The 20,488-nt window shown below is 70.9% G+C and carries 14 protein-coding genes and 1 pseudogene; 11 read left to right on the top strand and 4 right to left on the bottom strand.

Annotation, left to right across the window (positions count from 1 at the left end; translation table 11 throughout):
* Positions 1-206: pseudogene (locus CI785_RS17325) on the bottom strand (hypothetical protein); the annotation flags it as partial.
* A 163-nt stretch (positions 207-369) separates the two neighbouring features.
* On the opposite strand from CI785_RS17325, the gene mtrA reads away from it, so the two are divergent.
* The 7 genes from mtrA to secA all read left to right on the top strand — a co-directional run bounded on the left by mtrA (position 370) and on the right by secA (position 10,841).
* Entirely contained in the window at positions 370-1,047 is a 678-nt protein-coding gene (mtrA, locus tag CI785_RS00505) for an MtrAB system response regulator MtrA (RefSeq protein WP_105030151.1), read from the top strand.
* A gap of 64 nt (positions 1,048-1,111) precedes the next feature.
* A complete protein-coding gene (gene mtrB / locus CI785_RS00500) occupies positions 1,112-2,938 on the top strand; it encodes an MtrAB system histidine kinase MtrB (protein WP_105030150.1) in 1,827 nt (608 codons plus the stop codon).
* On the top strand, positions 2,925-4,679 hold the full coding sequence (locus CI785_RS00495; RefSeq protein WP_157940093.1) for an LpqB family beta-propeller domain-containing protein: 1,755 nt from the start codon (positions 2,925-2,927) through the stop codon (positions 4,677-4,679). Before mtrB ends, CI785_RS00495 begins: the two co-directional genes overlap by 14 nt.
* A gap of 61 nt (positions 4,680-4,740) precedes the next feature.
* Positions 4,741-5,844, top strand: coding sequence for a ComF family protein (locus CI785_RS17320; RefSeq protein WP_105030148.1), 1,104 nt, complete (start codon positions 4,741-4,743; stop codon positions 5,842-5,844).
* A 105-nt stretch (positions 5,845-5,949) separates the two neighbouring features.
* Positions 5,950-6,696, top strand: a complete 747-nt coding sequence (gene hpf, locus CI785_RS00485; RefSeq protein ID WP_105030147.1) for a ribosome hibernation-promoting factor, HPF/YfiA family — start codon at positions 5,950-5,952, stop codon at positions 6,694-6,696.
* Positions 6,697-6,788: 92 nt separating this feature from the next.
* Positions 6,789-8,000, top strand: a complete 1,212-nt coding sequence (locus CI785_RS00480; protein WP_338064862.1) for a winged helix-turn-helix domain-containing protein — start codon at positions 6,789-6,791, stop codon at positions 7,998-8,000.
* Positions 8,001-8,132: 132 nt separating this feature from the next.
* Entirely contained in the window at positions 8,133-10,841 is a 2,709-nt protein-coding gene (gene secA, locus CI785_RS00475; protein WP_105030146.1) for a preprotein translocase subunit SecA, read from the top strand.
* On the opposite strand, the gene CI785_RS17395 is transcribed toward secA, so the two are convergent.
* Positions 10,842-11,444, bottom strand: coding sequence for an Rv3235 family protein (locus CI785_RS17395; RefSeq protein ID WP_240614916.1), 603 nt, complete (start codon positions 11,442-11,444; stop codon positions 10,842-10,844).
* Between the two features lie 238 nt (positions 11,445-11,682).
* Complete coding sequence (locus CI785_RS00465; RefSeq protein WP_157940092.1) at positions 11,683-12,513, bottom strand: LysM peptidoglycan-binding domain-containing protein; 831 nt, start codon at positions 12,511-12,513, stop codon at positions 11,683-11,685.
* 119 nt (positions 12,514-12,632) lie between these two features.
* Here CI785_RS00465 and CI785_RS00460 point away from each other — a divergent pair, with 119 nt between their 5' ends.
* Positions 12,633-13,190 carry a hypothetical protein gene (locus CI785_RS00460; RefSeq protein ID WP_105030144.1) on the top strand — a complete coding sequence of 186 codons (558 nt, stop codon included), beginning with the start codon at positions 12,633-12,635 and terminating at the stop codon, positions 13,188-13,190.
* Positions 13,191-13,203: 13 nt separating this feature from the next.
* Here the strand turns inward: CI785_RS00460 and CI785_RS00455 are convergent, their stop codons facing one another.
* A complete protein-coding gene (locus tag CI785_RS00455) occupies positions 13,204-13,431 on the bottom strand; it encodes a helix-turn-helix domain-containing protein (protein ID WP_105030143.1) in 228 nt (75 codons plus the stop codon).
* 182 nt (positions 13,432-13,613) lie between these two features.
* Here CI785_RS00455 and CI785_RS00450 point away from each other — a divergent pair, with 182 nt between their 5' ends.
* From CI785_RS00450 to CI785_RS00440, 3 genes are read left to right on the top strand one after another with little or no spacing between them, the layout of a single operon-like run.
* Complete coding sequence (locus tag CI785_RS00450; protein WP_240614915.1) at positions 13,614-14,270, top strand: CpaB family protein; 657 nt, start codon at positions 13,614-13,616, stop codon at positions 14,268-14,270.
* The gene (locus CI785_RS00445; RefSeq protein ID WP_105030142.1) at positions 14,267-15,580 is read left to right on the top strand and encodes a CpaE/TadZ family protein; all 1,314 of its coding nucleotides are present in this window, start codon (positions 14,267-14,269) and stop codon (positions 15,578-15,580) included. Before CI785_RS00450 ends, CI785_RS00445 begins: the two co-directional genes overlap by 4 nt.
* A gap of 47 nt (positions 15,581-15,627) precedes the next feature.
* Positions 15,628-20,469 carry an NAD-glutamate dehydrogenase gene (locus CI785_RS00440; protein ID WP_105030141.1) on the top strand — a complete coding sequence of 1,614 codons (4,842 nt, stop codon included), beginning with the start codon at positions 15,628-15,630 and terminating at the stop codon, positions 20,467-20,469.
* Positions 20,470-20,488 lie beyond the last annotated feature (19 nt).

Below are 20,488 nucleotides of genomic sequence, written 5' to 3'. Positions count from 1 at the left end.
GCCTGTGCCGCGTAGGGGCTGCCGGGGGCGGCCTGCGGTGTCGGGGGCTGCCACGGCCGCCCTCCCGGGGCGCCGGTCCCGGCGGCAGGGACGCCGGGCGCCTGCCAGGGGGCGCCTGGCCCGCCCTCGCCCTGCCGTTCGCCCTGGCCATCCGGCCGGCTGGCGGACGGCCCGTCGTTCGGCTGCCCGTTCACCTGATCGCTCATGGCGTCCCCTCGGTCGATACTCCCGGGAGGCGTACGATCAGCATCCCCTCCAGCATCATAGGCCGGGCTCTGCCCTTCCCGGCGGTGCGCCCTGCCGGCCCGCCCGGGCGCCGCACGGTGGGGCTGATGGGACATTGTGCCGTCGATGGGACAGTATTGGGGTATGAAGGCTCGCATACTGGTCATCGACGACGACGAGGCCCTGTCCGAGATGATCGGCATCGTCCTCCGCAACGACGGGTTCGACCCCGTCTTCTGCGCCGACGGCTCCGCCGCACTCGGCGTGTTCCGCTCGACCCAGCCGGATCTCGTGCTGCTGGACCTGATGCTCCCCGGCATCGACGGCATCGAGGTGTGCCGCCAGATCCGCGCGGAGTCGGACCTCCCCATCGTGATGCTGACTGCGAAGTCGGACACGTCCGACGTCGTCCGCGGTCTGGAGTCCGGTGCCGACGACTACGTGCCCAAGCCCTTCAAGCCCGCCGAACTGGTGGCGCGCGTGCGCGCCCGGCTGCGTCCGGCCGAGTCGAAGGCCCCCGAGACCCTGCGGATCGGCGACGTCGGCATCGACGTGGCCGGCCACGAGGTGACGCGTGCGGGCCAGCGTGTCTCGCTCACGCCGCTCGAGTTCGACCTGCTGGTCGCCCTCGCCCGGAAGCCGTGGCAGGTGTTCACCCGTGAGCTGCTCCTCGAACAGGTGTGGGGCTACCGCCATGCCGCCGATACCCGGCTCGTCAACGTCCACGTGCAGCGGCTGCGCTCGAAGATCGAGCGTGACCCCGAGGCCCCCGAGATCGTCCTGACGGTGCGTGGTGTCGGCTACAAGGCCGGACAGGGCTGACACGGAGGGGGCGGACGGCCGCGCTCCCGAGGCCGACGACGCTCCCGTCCACGAGCAGCTCACGATGACCGATCCCGATCCCGGACGCGGGTCCGGCCTCCCCTCCGGCCCGCCCGATCGGGTGGGCGCCGTCGACGCCACTGGTCCGCGGTCCGCGGCCGCCCGGCTGAGGGGCGGTGCATCCCGGGTGCGCGTCCTGCTGCGTGCCATCGCGAGCAGCTGGCGCCGATCGCTGCAGTTCCGGACCGTCGTCGCGACGATGCTGCTCACCTCCGTGTCCTTCGTGGCCGTCGGGGGATTCCTGTCCAACCAGATCGCGAGCGCGCTCTACGAGGAGCGTTTCGACCAGTTCAGCGCGGAGGCCAGCTCCGCCCTGACGTCCACCAAGGCCGTCTTCAGGGACTCCTCGGCGACGGACCGGAACACCACGAGCCGGCTGGTGCTCGACTCCGTCAACGCCATCGTCGGCAGCAAGACGAACGCGCCACGGCAGGCCATGCTGGTGCCCATCGCCGGCGGCGAGGACCTGTTCGTCCCCACCACGGTGAGCCAGGACGGGGCGACGGCGGGCATGCTGCCGGATGACCTGCAGCGGGCCGTGACCGGGGGGCAGGACGTCTACTGGGCGCCGATCACCATCCCGGTGACGCAGGACGGTGAGCCGGACGCCCCGGGACTGGTCTTCGGGACGCAGGTGCAGTTGCCTCCGGAGCGCACCCCCTACGCCCTGTACGTGTACTACGACCTCTCCTCTATGCAGTCCACGCTCGAGGACATCCACGGTGTCCTGTGGCTGGTGGGCGTGGTGCTGCTGCTCGTCATCGGCGCGATCACCTGGTACGTCACCCGCAGCGTCGTGCTGCCGGTCGGTTACGCGGCGTCGGTGTCGGAGAAGCTCGCCTCCGGGCAGCTGCAGGAACGCATGGAGGTCACCGGGGAGGACGAGGTGGCCCGTCTCGGTGCTTCGTTCAACCGCATGGCGGCGAGCCTGCAGGACCAGATCACGCAGCTCGCGCAGCTGTCGCAGATGCAGCAGCGCTTCGTCTCCGACGTCTCGCACGAGCTCCGGACGCCCCTGACCACGGTGCGCATGGCGGCCGAGGTCCTGCACGACGCCCGCGAGGACTTCAACCCGGTGAACAAGCGGTCGGCGGAGATCCTCTTCGATCAGGTGGAGCGCTTCCAGGCGCTGCTCGCCGACCTGCTCGAGATCTCGCGGTTCGACGCCGGTGCGGCGACCCTCGAAGCGGAGTCGGCGGACATCGTCCAGCTCGTCCAGCACGCCATCGACGGCGCGCGGCCGCTCGCCGAGCGGCTGGACACCGATCTGCGCATCGTGTCCTCCGAGTTCAGCTGCATCGTCGACGCCGATGGTCGCCGCATCGACAGGATCCTCCGCAACCTGATCGTCAACGCGCTCGAGCACGGCGAGGGGAGGCCGGTGGAGGTCCACATCGCCTGCAGCCCCGACGCCGTGGCGGTCGCCGTGCGCGACCACGGGATCGGGATGACGCCGCTGGAGGCCTCGCGCGTCTTCGACCGCTTCTGGCGGGCCGACCCGGCACGAGCCCGGACCACGGGAGGCAGCGGACTCGGGCTCTCCATCGCCATGGAGGACGCCCGACTGCACGGGGCATGGCTCGAGGCCTGGGGGATGCCGGGCTCGGGGGCGTGCTTCCGCCTGACGCTTCCGCGGCGCCAGGGGACCGTGCTGACGTCGTCGCCCCTGGCGCTGCCGCCGGCGACGGGCCCGCACCCTGCAGTCCAGGGAGCCCAGGAGCCGTCGACCGAGCCGTCCCGGGAGGACGCTCGCCGGGAGGCACGGGATGCAGGGTACGAGGCGAGCGGCGACGCCGGGAGCTCAGCGAGGGAGAGCAATGCGACGCAGTAACACGACGCCACGCGGCGGGACCGTCCGACGCCGCACTGCACGCAGGCTGCCCACGGCCCTCGTCGCCGCGGTGCTGGTGGCCTGCTTCCTGGCCCTCACGGCCTGCTCCGCCATCCCGACCAGGGGTCCCGTGGGCGTGATCCCGGCAGCGGAGGCCGAGACCGACGCCGTCGCGCCGGCCTTCGATCCGGAGGGTCCGTCCGCGGGAGCCACTCCCGAGCGGATCCTGCTCGACTTCATCATCGCCGGGACCGGGGCCGGCGACGGCTACAGCGTGGCTCGCCAGTTCCTGACCACGGAGCTGGCGAAGACGTGGAAGCCCGAGGAGCGGATCGTCCTCTTCCGGTCCGACCCGCGGGTGGAGAAGCGGGAGACGGAGGGGATCTACCAGATCCAGCTGGAGACCACGGGCATCGTCGATTCGCGGGGGCTGCGGACCAACAGCGCGGTCCCCGCCTCCGAGACGCTGGGCGTGCGGATGGTGCAGGAGGCGGGCGAGTGGAGGATCGACGAGATCCCCGACGGCATCATGCTGGCGCAGAGCAGTGCGCAGGACCTCCTGATCTCGCACAACCTCTACTACTACAGCAGCAACTACCGCTACTGGGTGCCCGATGCGCGCTGGTTCGTCCGGCGGACCGGGGTGACCGCCAGGATCGTCAGTGCCATGCTGGCGGGTCCGGCACCCTACCTCCAGGGCGCGGTGACCAGCGCCTTCCCGGAAGGGGTCACGCTGGCCCGCGACTCCGTACCCATCACGTCGGGGAACGCCTCCGTCGAGTTCTCTGCCGAGGTCCTGGAGAACGCCACGAGCCTCGGCCTGCAGCAGATGAACCAGCAGCTGGAGGTCAACCTGCTCGGCCTGAACGACGTCACCTCCGTGGAGATGACGAGCGGCCAGCCCATCGAGCTCGGTGCCCCGGCCCAGGACCTGGTGGTGCCCGAGCTGACGCCCGATGTGGGAGGGGACCAGGTGGCCGTCGCCGGAGGTGAGCTGGTCCGACTCCGCAACGGCGCCACCGTGTCCATCGAGGGTGTGCCGAGCGTCGCCGCGCTGAGGCCGAGGAAACCGGCGGCCTCGCTCTCGGGTAGTGCCTACGCCTTCCTGAACGCGGACGCCGGCGCACTCTACATGACCGCGCCCGGGAGCGAGGCCCGGGAGATCGTGAAGGGCAGCGCGCTGACCCGGCCCTCCTTCGACCCGGAGAACTGGGTGTGGACCAGCAGGGACGCCGGAGGGCGCAGCGAGATCCTCGCCGTCCCGCCGGGCGGGACAGCGGCGGAGGCGGCAGTCCTGGAGGCGGGCTGGCTCGGCGACCGCCGGGTGGAGGAGCTGCGCGTCTCGCGGGACGGCTCGCGCGCGCTGATCGTGGCCGACCGCAGCGGGACCAGCGAGCTGCTGCTGGCCGGGATCAGGCGGACCACGGAGGGCACGCCGCAGGCGCTCACGACTCCGCTCACCCTTCCCGTGGACGCCTCCGTCGACACCGCGGTGTGGGCCGGCCAGAGCATGATCGCCGTCTCCTCCCTCGGCGCCGACGAGGAGGCCGCTCCGGTGATCCTGCAGCTGGACGGCGACCAGGAGAGCATGGCCGATCTTCCCGGCGTCCTCGGCATCAGCGCGGGGTCCGACGCGGAGGACACGCTCTACGCCCAGGCCGGTGCGACGCTCTACCGGCGCATCGGCAACAGCTGGGTGGACGAGGAGCTCGACGTCCGGGACCCCGCCTTCCCCGGCTAGGGATGTCCACATACCCGCCACCCGACGGCGAGATGGCGATCCGGCACGATGCGATGGCTGCATGCGTCTCACCGCTCTCGCACCCCTGCTCGACGGCGTGGTCTTCGGCCGGGCCTATCGGCGCCTCGCCGGGGCCCTCTGCGCCTTCGCCGCACTCCTGCTGCCCTCCTCGTGCGTGGTCTGCGGCCGGTGGGACACCTCCCTCTGCCCGGACTGCCTCGGGAGGTTCCGCACCGCGACGGTGCGGCCGTACCGCGCTGAAGCCGGCGCGGAGTCGCTGCCGGACGTCGATCTCCCCGCAGGTCCTGCCGAGCGTCCGGGTGCGGCGTTCGGTCCGCTGCCCGTCCTCGCCGCGGGGCGGTACGGGCGCACGGAAGCCGCGGTGCTGCTGGCTTTCAAGAACCACGGTCACGTCGACGTGCTGGCACCCGTCGCCGCGGCCCTGGGCGGAGCGCTCCACGCCGCCGTGTCCGAGTTCAGGGCGGCACCGCCGTCTCCGGTGCCTGTCCTGTCGCCGCCCGTCCGGTCGCCGCCCGTCCGGTCGCCGCCCGTCCGGTCGCCGCCTGTCCTGCTGGTGCCCGTCCCTACGCGGGCGTCGTCCCGGCGTCGGCGGGGCTACGACCCCCTGATGCTGCTCCTCTCACGCCTGGACCGCGGCGGGCGGTTGCCCGCAGGTACCGTGCTGGCCCCCGCGGTGCGGCACCTTCCGGTGATCACCCGGTTGCGGGGAGCCCTCGCGCGGGGCGGGCTGCCCGCACTGCTCCGGACGGCCCTGCCGGCGGCGCTGACCGGCGTCCGGGGAGGCCAGAAGGGCCTCGGCCGCCGGCGCCGGCGGACCAACGTGATGAACTCCATGGGCGCAGTCGGACGCACGCGGGGCGCCCTGGCCGGCAGGGAGTGCATCATCGTCGACGACGTCCTCACCACGGGTGCGACGATCGGCGAGGTGCACCGCGTCCTCACCGCACAGGGGGCGCGGGTACTCGGCGCCGTCGTCGTCGCGGCCACGTCCCCGCCCGCAGGAGGCGGTTCCGGGCGTGCGGCGGATGCACCGTGCGCCCGGCCGTCGGGTGCCGACCGTCGTTCCGCAGGCGTGCCCCACCGAGCGGGCCCCACGCCACCGCAAGTTCCGGAGCGCGGCTGGGTGAATAAAGGGCAGGGGTGAACTACGGTGAAGGGACGGGTACCGGGCAGGTATCGGTACCCGTCGGTGGCGGCTCTGCTCCATGCCTCGGCCGTCGCCGCGTCATCTAGCGATGTGGAGGGCACCATGGAATTTGTGATCAATGGCCGAAACCTGGCGATATCCGACCGTTTCCGTGAGTATGCGACGGAGAAGATCGACAAGATAGAGCAGCTCGGCGACAAGGTGCAGCGCATCGACGCGAAGATCACCAAGGAGCCCAGTGCGCGCGCGGCCGAGACCTCGCTCACGGTCGAGCTGACCGTCCTCTGCAGGGGCCCTGTCGTCCGGGCCGAGGCTACCGCGGCCGACAAGTTCGCAGCCTTCGACCTCGCCTACGGGAAGCTCCTCGAGCGCCTGCGCCGTGCCCGTGACCGGCGGAAGGTCCACCATGGCCGCCACACCCCCGTGGCCGTCCGGGTCGCCACGGCCGATCTCGAGCCGGCCGATCCCGCCCAGCCCCTCTACCTCGAGACACCGGTGATCGAACCGACCGTCGACGCCACGGCGGCCGAAGCCCCGGTCCAGCCGGAGGACACCGACGCCTACTCCTCCCCGGACGACGTCCCGGCGGGTGACTCGCCCGTGCTGATCCGCCGGAAGGTCTTCTCCGGGGTCCCGATGACCGTGGACGACGCCGTCGACAACATGGAGCTCGTGGGCCACGACTTCTACCTCTTCGTCGACGCCGCCACGGGCGCGCCCTCGGCGGTCTACCGGCGCCAGGGGTGGACCTACGGCGTCATCACCCTCGACTCGAAGTGCGCCGAGGGGACCGAGGAGCCGCACGAGGAACTCCTGGCCTACCGCGCCAACGCAGCAGCGTCCGTCTAGACGCCCACTGCCCGGGAGCGCCACCGCGTCTCCCGAACCGATCGAGGACTGCCTCCGCGCCCGAGCGCGGAGGCAGTCCCGTGCAGGAGATCATGTCGAACCTCACCACCGCCCAGGCGCGGCGCATCCTCCTCGCCGCCCAGGGGCTGCACCGTCCGCGCGTGGATGCCCCGACGTCACGGCGCGCCGTCAACACCGCGGCGCAGCGCCTGCAGGTGCTCCAGATCGACTCCGTGAACGTCCTCGCCAGGTCCCACTACCTGCCGCTGTTCTCGCGCCTCGGGGCCTACGACCCTGCCGACCTCGACGCCCTGCACTCCAGGAGGCCGCGCCGACTTGTCGAATACTGGGCGCACGAGGCGAGCCTCGTCCCGCCCGAGCTGTTCCCGCACCTGCGCGTATGGCAGCGCCGGACCTGGATGGGGGCCGCAAGCGTCCCGGGGGCGCTGCGCCGCAGCCTCGAGACGGAGATCCTCGGCCTCCTCGCCCGCGGCACGCCCCTCACCGCGGTCGCCGTCCAGCGGCTGCTCGGCGGGGACGCCTCGCGGCCGGACGACGGCTGGGGGTGGCGGTGGACAGCGGCCAAGCGGGTCCTGGAGGACCTGTTCGCGCGGGGTGAGGTGGGGTCGGCCGGCAGGACGGCGCAGTTCGAGCGCCTCTACGCGCCGATCGCGGCGGTGCTCCCGGACCCCGCGCTCGCCGCCGTCGAGGTGGACAGGACCGAGGCACTGACCGTGCTGGCAGGCCGGGCCGCCCGCGCCCTCGGCGTCGCTCCCGCCCGCTCCGTGGCCGACTACTTCCGCACGCCGGTACGCGAGACACGCGCGGTCCTCGACGCCCTCGTGGTCGCGGGTGCCCTGCACGTCGTGACCGTCGACGGCGGCCCGGAGCCGTGGTTCCTCGATCCCGCGGCGGTCCTGCCCCGGCAGGCACGCGGGAGGGCCCTGCTCAGCCCCTTCGACTCCCTCGTCTTCGAACGCGACCGCCTGCACAGGCTCTTCGACGTCCACTACCGCATCGAGATCTACACCCCCGCCGAGCGGCGCGTCCACGGCTACTACGTGCTGCCCTTCCTCCTGCGCGACGCCGTCGTGGGTCGCGTCGACCTCAAGGCGGACCGTGCCGCGAACCGGCTGCTGGTGCGTGCCGCGCATGCGGAACCCGGGGCGCCCTCGGACACCGCGGCCGAACTCGCCGACGAGCTGTCCCTGCTGGCGCGGTGGCTGCGCCTGGACGACGTGGTCGTCGAGGCTCGGGGGAACCTCGCGTCCGCGCTCGCCGTGCAGGTCCGCACGCTACTCTGAGCGGACACGGGGTACCGCGGCGCGGTGCCGCGCCGCGGCAGCGGACCGGGGAACCAAAGCGGGGGACCGGACGTCACTCACGTAGACTAGACACGCCATCTTTGGGCAGCATCAGATTGGGAGCAGATACCAGTGCCATCACTTCTTGAACGAGTTCTACGCACCGGCGATAAGAAGACACTGAAGCGACTCCGGAACTACGCTGACGCGATCAACGTCCTCGAGGACGAATTCCGCGAGATGTCCGACGCAGAGCTGCGTGGAGAGACGGACCGTCTGAAGAAGCGCTACGCCGACGGCGCCACGCTGGACGACCTGCTGCCGGAAGCCTTCGCCGCCGTGCGCGAGGCGTCCAGCCGCACGCTCGGCCTCCGACACTTCGACGTCCAGCTGATGGGCGGCGCGGCCCTCCACCTGGGCAACATCGCCGAGATGAAGACGGGCGAGGGCAAGACCCTCGTCGCGACCGCCCCCGCCTACCTGAACGCGCTGAGCGGCAAGGGCGTCCACGTCGTCACGGTCAACGACTACCTCGCCGAGTACCAGTCGGACCTCATGGGCCGCGTCTACCGCTTCCTCGGCCTGACGAGCGGCTGCATCCTCTCCAAGCAGGATCCCGCGATGCGCCGCGAGCAGTACGCGGCGGACATCACCTACGGCACCAACAACGAGTTCGGCTTCGACTACCTGCGCGACAACATGGCGTGGAGCGCCGCCGAACTCGTGCAGCGCGGTCACAACTTCGCGATCGTGGACGAGGTCGACTCGATCCTCATCGACGAGGCCCGCACACCCCTCATCATCAGCGGCCAGGCGTCGGGCGACGTCAACCGGTGGTACAACGAGTTCGCCAAGGTCGTCCAGAAGCTCTCCGTGGACGCCGACTACGAGGTGGACGAGAAGAAGCGCACCGTGGGCGTGCTCGAGGACGGGATCGAGAAGGTCGAGGACTACCTCGGCATCTCCAATCTGTACGAGTCCGCCAACACCCCCCTGATCGGTTTCCTGAACAACGCCATCAAGGCCAAGGAGCTGTTCAAGCGTGACAAGGACTACGTGGTCCTCAACGGCGAGGTCATGATCGTCGACGAGCACACCGGCCGCATCCTCGCAGGCCGGCGCTACAACGAGGGCATGCACCAGGCCATCGAGGCGAAGGAGGGCGTGGAGATCAAGGCGGAGAACCAGACCCTCGCCACCGTGACGCTCCAGAACTACTTCCGCCTCTACGACAAGCTCTCGGGCATGACGGGTACCGCCGAGACCGAGGCGGCCGAGTTCATGTCGACCTACAAGCTCGGCGTCGTGCCCATCCCCACCAACAGGGAGATGGCCCGCAAGGACCTCTCCGACCTCATCTACAAGAACGAGGTCGCCAAGTTCGACGCCGTGGTCAAGGACATCGTGGAGCGCCACGAGACCGGCCAGCCGGTGCTCGTCGGCACCACCAGCGTCGAGAAGAGCGAGTACCTCTCCAAGCAGCTCGCGAAGGCGGGGGTCCGGCACGAGGTCCTGAACGCGAAGAACCACGCGCGGGAGGCGGCCATCATCGCGCAGGCCGGCCGCAAGGGAGCGGTCACCGTCGCCACCAACATGGCCGGTCGAGGCACCGACATCATGCTCGGCGGCAACGCCGAGTTCAACGCCGTCGCGGCACTGGAGAAGCAGGGGCTCGATCCTGCGGACAACCCCGAGGAGTACGAGGCCAAGTGGCCCGATGCCCTCGAGGCCGCGAAGGAAGCGGTCAAGGCCGAGCAGGACGAGGTCCGCGACCTCGGGGGCCTGTACGTGCTCGGGACCGAGCGCCACGAGTCCCGGCGCATCGACAACCAGCTGCGCGGCCGGTCCGGGCGCCAGGGCGATCCGGGCCGCTCACGCTTCTACCTGTCGCTCACGGACGACCTCATGCGGCTGTTCAACTCCGGGGGAGCCGAGCGCATCATGAACGGCGCCACCATGCCGGACGACGTCGCCCTCGAGTCCAAGCTGGTGTCGAAGGCGATCGAGAGTGCGCAGGGCCAGGTCGAGGGTCGGAACGCCGAGCAGCGCAAGAACGTCCTGAAGTACGACGACGTCCTCAATCGCCAGCGCGAAGCCATCTACGGCGACCGCCGGAGGATCCTCGAGGGCGGCGACCTGCACGAGAAGGTGCAGTACTTCCTCGAGGACGTCATCACCGCGATGGTCGACGAGGCCACGGAGCAGGGCCACGGGGACGACTGGGACTACGAGCTGCTGTGGACGAACCTGAAGACGCTGTACCCGATCACGCTCACCGCCGACGAGGTCATCGAGGAGGCCGGCGGGAAGTCGAAGCTGACCCGCGACTTCCTGCACGGGGAGATCCTCTCGGACGCGAAGCTCGCCTACCAGGCACGCGAGGAGGCGCTCGGTGAGCAGGCGATGCGGGAGCTGGAGCGCCGCGTCGTGCTCTCGGTCATCGGCCGGAAGTGGCAGGAGCACCTCTACGAGATGGATTACCTGAAGGAGGGCATCGGGCTGCGTGCGATGGCCCAGAGGGATCCGCTCGTCGAGTACCAGCGTGAGGGGTTCATCCTCTTCCAGGCGATGATGGAATCGATCCGCGAGGAGAGCATCGGCTACCTGTTCAACCTCGAGGTCGAGACCACGGCCCCCGCGCAGACCGGGCTCCCGGGCGTCACCGACGGACGCAGTGTCGTCCAGACGCCGACCATCAAAGCAGCCGGACTCGACGCCCCTGCGAAGCCCGCCACGCTCAACTTCATCGCACCCAATGCGCAGGGCGAGGCCGAGGTGCACGTCGAGCGCAACAGGGAACAGGCCGCGCCGACGGGCGGCAAGAAGGCGAAGCGGAAGTAGTCAGCCGATCTCCAGGGCGGTCACCCGCCACGCTCCGCGCCGTTGCTCTATCCGTAGGGCGACGGCGCGGACCCGTTTCTGGTCGTAGGCGACGACCGACGCCTCGTAGATACCGTGGCTGACGGGGCACACCCTGGCGGAGCGCACCACGACGCGGCGGTGCGCACTCGCCGTCGTGGCGGCCCGGCCGGAGGGCGTGTCGGCGATGCACCGGACGAGGTTGGCCCGTAGCTGCAGCCGCTCGTAGTTCTCGGGATCCAGCCAGCGCGACAGCTGCTGCAGGGGCCGTGAACCGCCCAGGACCTCGAGGGCGCCCTGCGTCACGGACCGGGCGATGGCCGAGATCCGTCGGACGGACTCCTGGTCCGCGGCGGCTTGGCGTCCGTCCGGTGCATGCCCGCCGGGTACGCCTGCCGCCCCGGCTTCTGGCGCCTCCTCACGGCTGGACGGCCCGTACGGGTCGGCGGCCGGGTGGAGGTCGATGACGGGAGCCGGCCCGGTAGCCGCCCCTCGCGGTGGCGCGGCGAGGAGAGGACGCGGGGATCCGCTAACCTCGGCGAGCTGCTCGGTGGCGGTGCGGTGGAGCTGCGTTACGGCATGCATGAGATGTCCTCTCCAGGGTGCTGTGCAGGATTCCGGTGCGGGTGAACCGGTCGCCGAGGCGGTGAGCCTGGTGTGTCGCCCGGTGCGTCCTCGCGCCGTCCGGGTGCCTTGTTCAGGTGTCGTGTTCGGGTGCGCCGCCGGTTCCTCCGCCGGCGCCGGCCGGGGGCGGGCCCGTCGCACGCGGCGCATGTCGGGAGGTGGATGTCGAGCACGCCGGGCGCCACCCCGGGGGTCGGGCCTAGGGCGGACTCGTCAGGATCTGCCCCGGCAGCAGGAGCGACGGGTCCCCGCCGATGGTCGTCCGGTTCGCGTGGTACCAGGCGGGCCAGGCCTCCGCGACCTCGGCGGCGGTGGCGAGCGGCCCGAGCCGGCCGGCGACGATCGACCAGAGGGAGTCGCCCGGTGCCACCACGACCTCCGCCCCACCCGCCGCCGGCCGGGCCTCCGCCCGTATCAGGAGCCCTCCGTCGGCAGGCATGGGGGCGGGTGTCCATGCCGACGGCACCGGAGGCACACCCCCGGCGGGTGCTGGGGTGGCGGCCGGGCCGGGGGAACGGGCCTCCCCGTCGGTCCCGCTGAGGTCCATCGGAGACCAATAGGGTGATCCAGGCGGCGGCGTCGGCTCGGCGGCGTCGGACGTCGTACCTTCGCCGGTTTCCGGGGGTCCCGTGGTCCCCGGGACGAGCGCCCCGGCGGCAGGTGGCATGGGTCCATCGCCCGCCGGTGCGCCCGGCACTGCCTGGGCCAGGGCGGGCACCGCGAGCAGGTTCAGACCGAGGAGGGCGACCGCGAGTCGCCTCATGAAGGCGGGCGTGCAGCGCGCCGCCAGCGTCGCGACCGTCGAGGGGCCGTGCCGCTGCAGCACCTCGGCCAGGACGGCGACCGTGAGCGACAGGACCCAGAGGACGATGGTCGCGACCCCGAGCGCCGAGAGTGCCAGTCCCACGACACCTTCGATGCCGATGGCATCCACCGGCCGATGCCCGTGTGTCAGGGCCTGTCCTGCCACCGCCAGGACCACTCCGCAGGCCAGCGCCAGTCCGGCCGGTACGGCCTCGTTGCTCCTCATGGTCATTCTCCCTTCTGGCATGAGTTTGATGCCATTTGAGGAGATTTGTCCATACTTGCTTTCACTGGGCTCCTACTGGGTCTGTTGACCGACCAGTGAGTGCGTCCTAGGTTGGGGGAATGCGCTGGGATGCCCTCTTCGACGACCTGGAGTCGCAACTGCAGGCGGCTGTCGAGGCCGGGCAGGAGAGCGAGATCCGGGATCGGACGCGTGTCGAGCAGTCCCGCCTGACGCTCGTGCAGAGACTCCTCGGTTCGGTGGGCCTGCCGGTCGAGGTCTCCACCAGGGCCGGGCGCTTCCTCTCCGGCACCCTGGCCCACGTCGGTTCGCGGTGGATCTCGCTGACGGTGGAGGGAAGGTCGGTCATCGTGCCGTTCTCGTCGCTGCAGTCCCTCCGCGGGCTGGGACGCGGAGTGGCGCCGGCGCCGGCGGGCGTTCGGGCGAAGCTGGGGCTCGGGACCGCTCTCCGGGCGCTGTCACGGGACCGGGCCCATGTGTCGCTGTGGCTGACGTCGCCGTCGCGCTACGACGGCGTGATCGACCGGGTCGGTGCGGACTTCTTCGAGGTGGCGCTCGTGGTCCCCGGGGAGGAGAGGCGCGCGGCGAATATCCGCGACGTGCTCACGGTGCCCTTCGACGCCGTCGACTCGCTCGAGGCGGCCGGACCGGCCGGATGAGCGGGGGACCGGCTCAGAGGATGGGCGTGCTCTCGGCGTCGGTCCTCACGGCAGAGGCAGTCTTCTCGTAGGCCTTCGCGATGTACTCCTCGAGGATCCGCGTCTCCACGCGCCACTGGCCGCGTCCGCCCACCTGGATGGCGGGCAGCTCACCGGACCGGACGAGGGCATAGGTCTGGGACGAACTGATGTTCAGCACCTCGCCCACATCGGCGAGGGTGAGGAAACGCCGCTCGGTCACGGGTCCGCCTTTCCTGGTTGTTCGGTGTACGACAAGTCTGCCACCGCCCGTGATGCCCGAGGGTGATATCCACACTTTGGACGGATTCGGGCCGCGTCGGTTCCTTTCGGTCCCCTCGTGGACAAGAATTGCCGGTAAACGCCGCCCGAGAGGGGAGGCGCCGGTGGTACGGGGGACAACAGGTGACTACCGACACACGCGCCACACAGCTGCCAGCCGATGCTCCGCGCCTGAAGAAGCCGTCCTGGAAGGACCCGCGGCTCCTCGTCGGGCTGCTCCTGGTCCTGGCCTCCACGGTGGGTGTCATAACACTCCTGGACAGCCAGAACACCACCACCGAGGTGTTCGCGGCCCGCGGGGACATCGCGGTGGGCTCCTCCGTGACCTCCGAGGATCTCGTGGCCGTCCCGGTCCGCCTCGGGGCCTCGTCCGGAGCATACCTGCCGGTCTCCGAGGGGATCCCCGAGGGCTCCGTCGCCACGCGCCTCGTGCCGCAGGGCGAGCTCGTCCCCTCCTCCGTCCTCGGGAGCGCCGACGCGCTGGACCGGAAGCCGGTGGGTCTCTCGGTCGAGGACCCGCTGCCCAGCGGAACGGCGGCAGGCGACCGCGTCGACGTCTGGGTGTCCCTCCGGACGGATACCAATACGTACGAGGAGCCCCGGCTCCTGCTCGAGGCCGCCGAGGTGGCCGAACTGACCGTGGGGGAGTCGGCCCTGGGTGCGAGCGCGGCGACGCGCGTGCAGGTGCTCGTCGACGACGCCTCGATGCCCGACCTGCTGAACGCCCTCTCCAACGATGCGCGCATCGCCGTCGTCCTCAATCCCGGCGCCGGTTCGTGAGCATCCCGGTCATCACGCTCGGACCGGTGGCAAGCGCCTACGTCCCGGGCCTGGAACGGCTGCGCGGGCCCGTGACGGTGGTGCGCCGCTGCGAGGACCTGCCCGAGCTCGTCGCTGCGTGCCAGACGGGCCTCGCACGGGCTGCCATCCTCGGCCCCGGGACCACGGACCTGACCGCCTCCCTGGTGGACCGGTTGAGGTCCGTCGGCGTCGCCGTGATCGCGCTGACCGACGGTGCCCCCGCCGGGGAGACGCTCGAGGGGCTCGAGTACGTCGCGTCCACGGTCGAGCCCGCCGTGCTCGCCGAGGCGGTCTCCCGGGCCGTCGATCGGTTCGACGACGACGCCGCCCGGTCGCGCGCCGGTGCCGGCCCGCTGCAGTTGCCGGTGGCCGCTGCGCCGCCCCCGGTGGAGGTGCCCGACGGTCCGGGCGACGGGCGGATCATGGCCGTGTGGGGACCATCGGGCAGTCCTGGTCGCACCACCGTCGCGATCAACCTGGCCGCTGAGCTGGCCGCAGCCGGGAGTTCGGTCCTGCTGATCGATGCCGACACCTACGGGGCGAGCATCGGCGCGTCGCTCGGCCTGCTCGACGAGTCCGCCGGGCTCGCCCAGGCCTGCAGGATCGCCGACCAGGGCGGCTTCTCCACCCGTGCGCTGGGGCGGGTGGCGGTGAGCGTGGCCATCAAGGGCGGCCGACTGCGGGTCCTGACCGGTATCACCCGGCCGGACCGCTGGCCCGAGCTGCGTCCAGTAGCCCTGGGCCGGGTGCTGGATGCTGCGCGCTCCTTCGTGGACGTCACCGTCGTCGACTGCGGCTTCTGCCTCGAGGCGGACGAGGAACTGAGCTTCGACACTCTCGCGCCGCGCCGCAACGGTGCGACGCTGCGATGCCTCGAGGCGGCCGACGCGGTGATCGCCGTCGGGGGTGCGGACACGATCGGCGTCCCGCGTCTGGTGAAGGCACTGGCAGAGCTCGCCGACGCGGTCCCGACGGCCGCGCCGCGCGTGGTGTTCAACAGGGTGCGCGCAGCGGCCGTGGGCCACACCCCCGAGGCGCAGCTGCGCGAGGCGTGGGAGCGCTTCGGGCCGTCGACGCCCATCTCCGCCTTCCTGCCCGCCGACCCCGCTGCCGCCGACCGGGCCCTACTGGCGGGCACGGCACTGCTGGAGACGGCGCCCGGATCGTCGCTGCGGCTGGCCATCGCCGAACTCGCCGGGGTACCCGTCCGAGGAGGGCGTGGCCGCGCGCCGGGACGGCGCCTGGGCGACGTGAGATTTTCTGGCAACACCGATAGGCTTCCACGGTAAGAGGTCGCAATGACGCGGCCTTTAATTTCGTTACGGAGGCCCTCCCCATGTCGTCTGGATCCAGGACAACGGATCAGTCAAGCTCGGACACGTCGCGGGAGGATTTCGTAGAGCACTACTTCGAGCATCTCGCACGCGAGGACGCCGTCGGGTACCGTCCCACCGACCTCCGGCAACGGGCCTTCGCCCACCGGGACCTCGCCGAGGCCCGCGAGCCGGGGACCGCCGCTGTCGGCATCATGGACCAGGGCAACTCCAGCGTCGTCATGATCGTCACCGACGACATGCCCTTCCTCGTCGACTCCGTCACGGCCGAGCTGGTGCGGCAGGAAGCGGCCATCCAGCTCGTGGTCCACCCCACGTTCCTCGCGGTCCGCGAGGACGGATCCCACGCCCTCGCGGCGCTCCGGCGCGTGCCGTCGACGGCGGGTGCCTCGAGCGGCGACACCGCTGCGCTGCCCAACGTGGCCGAGTTCGCCGGACTGGACGGACGCACCACCCACATCGAGTCATGGATCTCGGTCGAGGTCTCGAGGCTGACCGGCGCCGCGGCCAAGGCGTCGGTCATCGACGGCCTCCACAGGGTGCTGGGCGACGTCCGCTCCGCCGTCGAGGACTGGCCGGCGATGCGCGACATGGTCCGCTCCGCCGAGGCCTCGCTGGACTCGATCGCCGGCGCGGACGCCATCCCCGACCTGCGGCAGGCACAGGAACTGCTGCAATGGCTCGACGGCGGCAACTTCACCTTCCTGGGCTACAAGGAATACGAGCTCGTGACCGACGAGGCGGGCGCCGACGCCCTCCGGGTGCGGGACGGCAGCGGTCTCGGACTGCTGCGGCACGGCAGCGGGGTGGGGCAGGTGCAGCAGCTCACCGAGGCCGGGCGCGCGAAGGCGCGGGAGCGCCAGGCCCTCGTGATCACGAAGGCCAACTCCCGGTCCACCGTCCACCGCGCGGCGTACCTCGACTACATCGGCATCAAGAGCTTCGACGCCCAGGGCAACGTCAACGGGGAGCGGCGCTTCATCGGCCTGTTCGCGACCAGCGCCTACACCGGCTCGGTCCGTAACGTGCCCCTGGTGCGCGACAAGGTCGACGAGGTGCTGCGCCGCTGCGGCTTCCCGTCCGACTCCCACTCGGGCAAGGACCTCCTCTCGATCCTCGAGACCTACCCGCGTGACGAGCTGTTCCAGATCGAGGTGGCCGACCTCGTGGCCACCGCACTCGGCATCCTGCGCCTGCAGGAGCGTCGCCGCACACGGCTGTTCCTGCGGCCGGACGTCTACGGCCGCTTCATGTCCGCCCTCGTCTACCTGCCGCGCGACCGCTACACGACGAGCGTCCGCCTCCGGATCGAGGAGGAGCTGCGAGCCGCGCTCGACGCCGACTCCATCGACTTCGAGGCCCGGATGAGCGAGTCCGCCCTCGCTCGCCTGTTCTTCCGCATCCGGCTCCAGCGCGGCGCGGAGATCCCCGCCGTCGACGCCGCCGAGCTCGAGGACCGCCTCGTCCGCGCAGCCCGCTCATGGCCCGAGGGCATCATCGAGGTCGCCCAGCAGAGATTCGAGCAGGACACCGCGCACCGGCTCGCCGCACTCTGGGCGGAGTCCTTCCCGGCCGGCTACCGCGTGGACTACGAGGTCGAGGACGCACTGGAGGACATCGCCCGGTTCGAGGAGCTCGCCGCCTCGGGCACCGGGGCGCCGCAGGTGCACGTGTACGTGCCGCAGCACGGACCGGACTCCGCCCACGCGGAGGACGCCCGCCTCAAGCTGTACCTGATGGAGGCCAAGAGCCTCACTCAGATCCTCCCGTACTTCCACAACCTGGGCCTCGAGGTGCTGGACGAGCGACCGTTCGAGATCACGCGATCGGACGGGCGCGCCTTCTTCCTGTACGACCTCGGTCTGAAGTACCCCGCCGGCCTCTCGCCGCTCGGCACTGCGGCCCTGCTGCAGGACGCGTTCGGTGCGGCCGTCACGGGGTCCAGCGAGTCCGACGCCTTCGACCGGCTCGTGCTGAGCGAGGAGCTCGGGTGGCGCCAGGTGCTGATCCTCCGCGCCTACGCCAAGTACATGCGGCAGATGGGCAACACCAATTCGTACGGCTTCGTGGCAGACACGCTGCTGCGCAACGGCGTGGTCAGCCGTGCGCTCGTGGCCCTGTTCACCGCCCGCTTCGACCCCGACCTCGAGGGCGATCGCACCGTCGCCTCCGATGCGGCACGGACGGCGCTCGACGAGGGACTGGAGAACGTCCCGACCCTCGACGCCGACCGGGTCCTGCGCACGTTCGCGAACCTCATCGAGGCGAGCCTGCGCACCAACTACTTCCAGGACAAGCGGCACGTCAGCATCAAGTTCGACACCTCACGGATCGACGGTGCACCGTTCCCGCGCCCGAAGTTCGAGATCTGGGTCTACTCGCCGCAGGTCGAGGGCGTGCACCTCCGGTTTGGCAAGGTGGCCCGCGGCGGCCTGCGCTGGTCCGACCGACGTGAGGACTTCCGCACCGAGGTGCTGGGCCTGGTGAAGGCGCAGACCGTGAAGAACGCCGTGATCGTGCCGACCGGCGCGAAGGGCGGCTTCTTCGCCAAGCAGCTTCCCGACGCCACCGCCGACCGGCAGGCGTGGCTCGCCGAGGGCCAGGCGAGCTACCGTACGTTCATCCGGGGGCTGCTCGACATCACGGACAACGTGGCCACCGACGGCGCCACGGAGTCGGTGGTGCCTCCCGCCCGTGTGGTCCGGCACGACGACGACGACACCTACCTCGTGGTGGCGGCCGACAAGGGCACCGCGGCGTTCTCCGACATCGCCAACGCCCTCTCGGCCGAGTACGACTTCTGGCTCGGTGACGCCTTCGCCTCCGGCGGATCGGTCGGCTACGACCACAAGGCCATGGGCATCACGGCCCGGGGCGCGTGGGAGTCCGTGAAGCGGCACTTCAGCGAGTTCGACGTCGACACGCAGACCGACGACTTCACCGTGGTGGGCGTGGGCGACATGAGCGGCGACGTCTTCGGCAACGGCATGCTCCTGTCCGAGCACATCCGCCTCCTGGCCGCGTTCGACCACCGCCACATCTTCCTCGACCCGAACCCCGACGCGGCCACCTCCTTCGCCGAGCGCCGGCGGCTGTTCGACCTCCCGAGGTCGAGCTGGGAGGACTACGACGCCACCCTCATCAGTCGCGGCGGCGGTGTCTACCCGCGGCAGGCCAAGTCCGTCCCCATCTCCCCGGAGGTGCGTGAGGCGTTGGGGCTGGACGCGTCGGTCACGAAGCTGAGCCCTCCCGAGGTGCTCAAGGCCATCCTGCGCGCCCCGGCGGACCTGCTCTACAACGGCGGCATCGGCACCTACGTCAAGGCCACCGACGAGACGCACGGCGAGGTCGGCGACCGCGCCAACGACGCCATCCGGGTCAATGGCAGCGAGCTGCGTGCCCGGGTGGTCGGCGAGGGCGGCAACCTCGGCATGACGCAGCGCGGCCGGATTGAGGCGGCCCTCGCCGGGGTCATCCTCAACACCGACGCCATCGACAACAGCGCCGGCGTCGACTGCTCCGACCACGAGGTCAACATCAAGATCTTCGTGGACCGGATGGTACGCGCCGGGCGCCTGCTGCCCGAGGAGCGCGCCGAGTTCCTGCACTCCATGACCGACGAGGTCGGCCGGCTCGTGCTGCAGGACAACATCGACCAGAACGTGCTGCTGCTCAACGACCGCCAGAGGATCATCGAGGCGAGCCCGAGCTACGAGCGGATGATGGACTGGCTCGAGAAGAAGGTGGACCTCGACAGGACCCTCGAAGCCCTGCCGACGACGGCGCAGCTGCGCCGGAGGATCGACGCCGGGCAGGGACTCACCTCGCCCGAGCTGTCCGTGCTCGCCGCCTACGCGAAGATCGAGCTGACGAGGGTCCTGTCCGCCAGCGACCTCGCCGACGACCCCTACTTCAGGGGGACGCTGCGGCGTTACTTCCCGCAGCAGCTCGTGGAGCGCTTCGACGACGAGCTCGACACGCACCCGCTGCGCCGCGAGATCATCTCCACCGTCATCGCCAACGACATGATAAACCTCGGCGGGATCACCTTCGCGTTCCGCGTCATGGAGGAGACCTCGGTAGCCGAGCCGGTGATCGCCCGGGCCTTCGTGGCCCTGCGCGAGATCTACTCCCTCGGCGAGACCGTCGACGCGCTCGCGGCCCTGCCCGCGGACTTCCCCACGGACCACTGGACCACGCTGCACCTGGACCTGCGCCGGCTCCTCGACCGGGCCGTCCGCTGGTTCGTGAACCACGTCGAGCAGGGCACGACGGTGAACCAGGACATCGACGCCTTCAAGCCCCTCGTCGCACCGATCCGGACGCGCCTGTCCGAGTACCTGCGCGGCTGCGACCTCGAGCGGGCGCGGGAGGCGACGGCGACGGCGACGGCCTGGCACCTTCCCGAGGAGCTCGGCCGGCACTGGGCGGAGCAGTTCGAGTCCTTCGCGCTGCTGGATATCGCCTACAGCACCCGCAGGGTCGAGGAGCCGGTCGAGAACATCGCCCAGGTGTACTACGCGGTGTACGACCGCTTCGAGGTCGACAACCTGCTCGAGCGGATCACCAAGCTCCCGCGGACGGACCGCTGGCAGTCCCTCGCCCGGGCCGCCCTGCGCGACGACCTCTACTCGACGGTCGCCGACATCACCGTGGCCGTCCTGCGCGCGACACCCGAGATGCAGGCAGGCGATGCGGGGGAGAGGCTGCAGACCTGGCAGGATCAGAACGCCGACCAGCTGCAGCGCGCCAGCAACATGTTCGCCGAGGTCAACCAGCTGGAACGGGACGACATCTCATCGCTGTCCGTGGCGCTGCGGCTCCTGCGGTCCATCGTCCGGTAGGGCGCGGCCTGTTCCGTCG

Origin of the sequence: Arthrobacter ruber, from assembly GCF_002954225.1 — a bacterium.
Lineage (GTDB): Bacteria > Actinomycetota > Actinomycetes > Actinomycetales > Micrococcaceae > Arthrobacter_D > Arthrobacter_D ruber.
The sequence above is the reverse complement of the archived record's forward strand: the minus strand, read 5'-3'. Positions and strand labels throughout refer to the sequence as shown.

What these genes read in the sequence shown, in the direction of transcription:
- CI785_RS00440 (WP_105030141.1), top strand. Translation starts at nt 15,628, where the DNA reads ATGTCGTCTGGATCCAGGACAACGGATCAGTCAAGCTCGGACACGTCG.
- CI785_RS00495 (WP_157940093.1), top strand. Translation starts at nt 2,925, where the DNA reads ATGCGACGCAGTAACACGACGCCACGCGGCGGGACCGTCCGACGCCGC.
- CI785_RS17395 (WP_240614916.1), bottom strand. Translation starts at nt 11,444, where the DNA reads ATGCATGCCGTAACGCAGCTCCACCGCACCGCCACCGAGCAGCTCGCC.
- CI785_RS00480 (WP_338064862.1), top strand. Translation starts at nt 6,789, where the DNA reads ATGTCGAACCTCACCACCGCCCAGGCGCGGCGCATCCTCCTCGCCGCC.
- CI785_RS17320 (WP_105030148.1), top strand. Translation starts at nt 4,741, where the DNA reads ATGCGTCTCACCGCTCTCGCACCCCTGCTCGACGGCGTGGTCTTCGGC.
- CI785_RS00460 (WP_105030144.1), top strand. Translation starts at nt 12,633, where the DNA reads ATGCGCTGGGATGCCCTCTTCGACGACCTGGAGTCGCAACTGCAGGCG.
- mtrA (WP_105030151.1), top strand. Translation starts at nt 370, where the DNA reads ATGAAGGCTCGCATACTGGTCATCGACGACGACGAGGCCCTGTCCGAG.
- mtrB (WP_105030150.1), top strand. Translation starts at nt 1,112, where the DNA reads ATGACCGATCCCGATCCCGGACGCGGGTCCGGCCTCCCCTCCGGCCCG.
- CI785_RS00465 (WP_157940092.1), bottom strand. Translation starts at nt 12,513, where the DNA reads ATGAGGAGCAACGAGGCCGTACCGGCCGGACTGGCGCTGGCCTGCGGA.
- hpf (WP_105030147.1), top strand. Translation starts at nt 5,950, where the DNA reads ATGGAATTTGTGATCAATGGCCGAAACCTGGCGATATCCGACCGTTTC.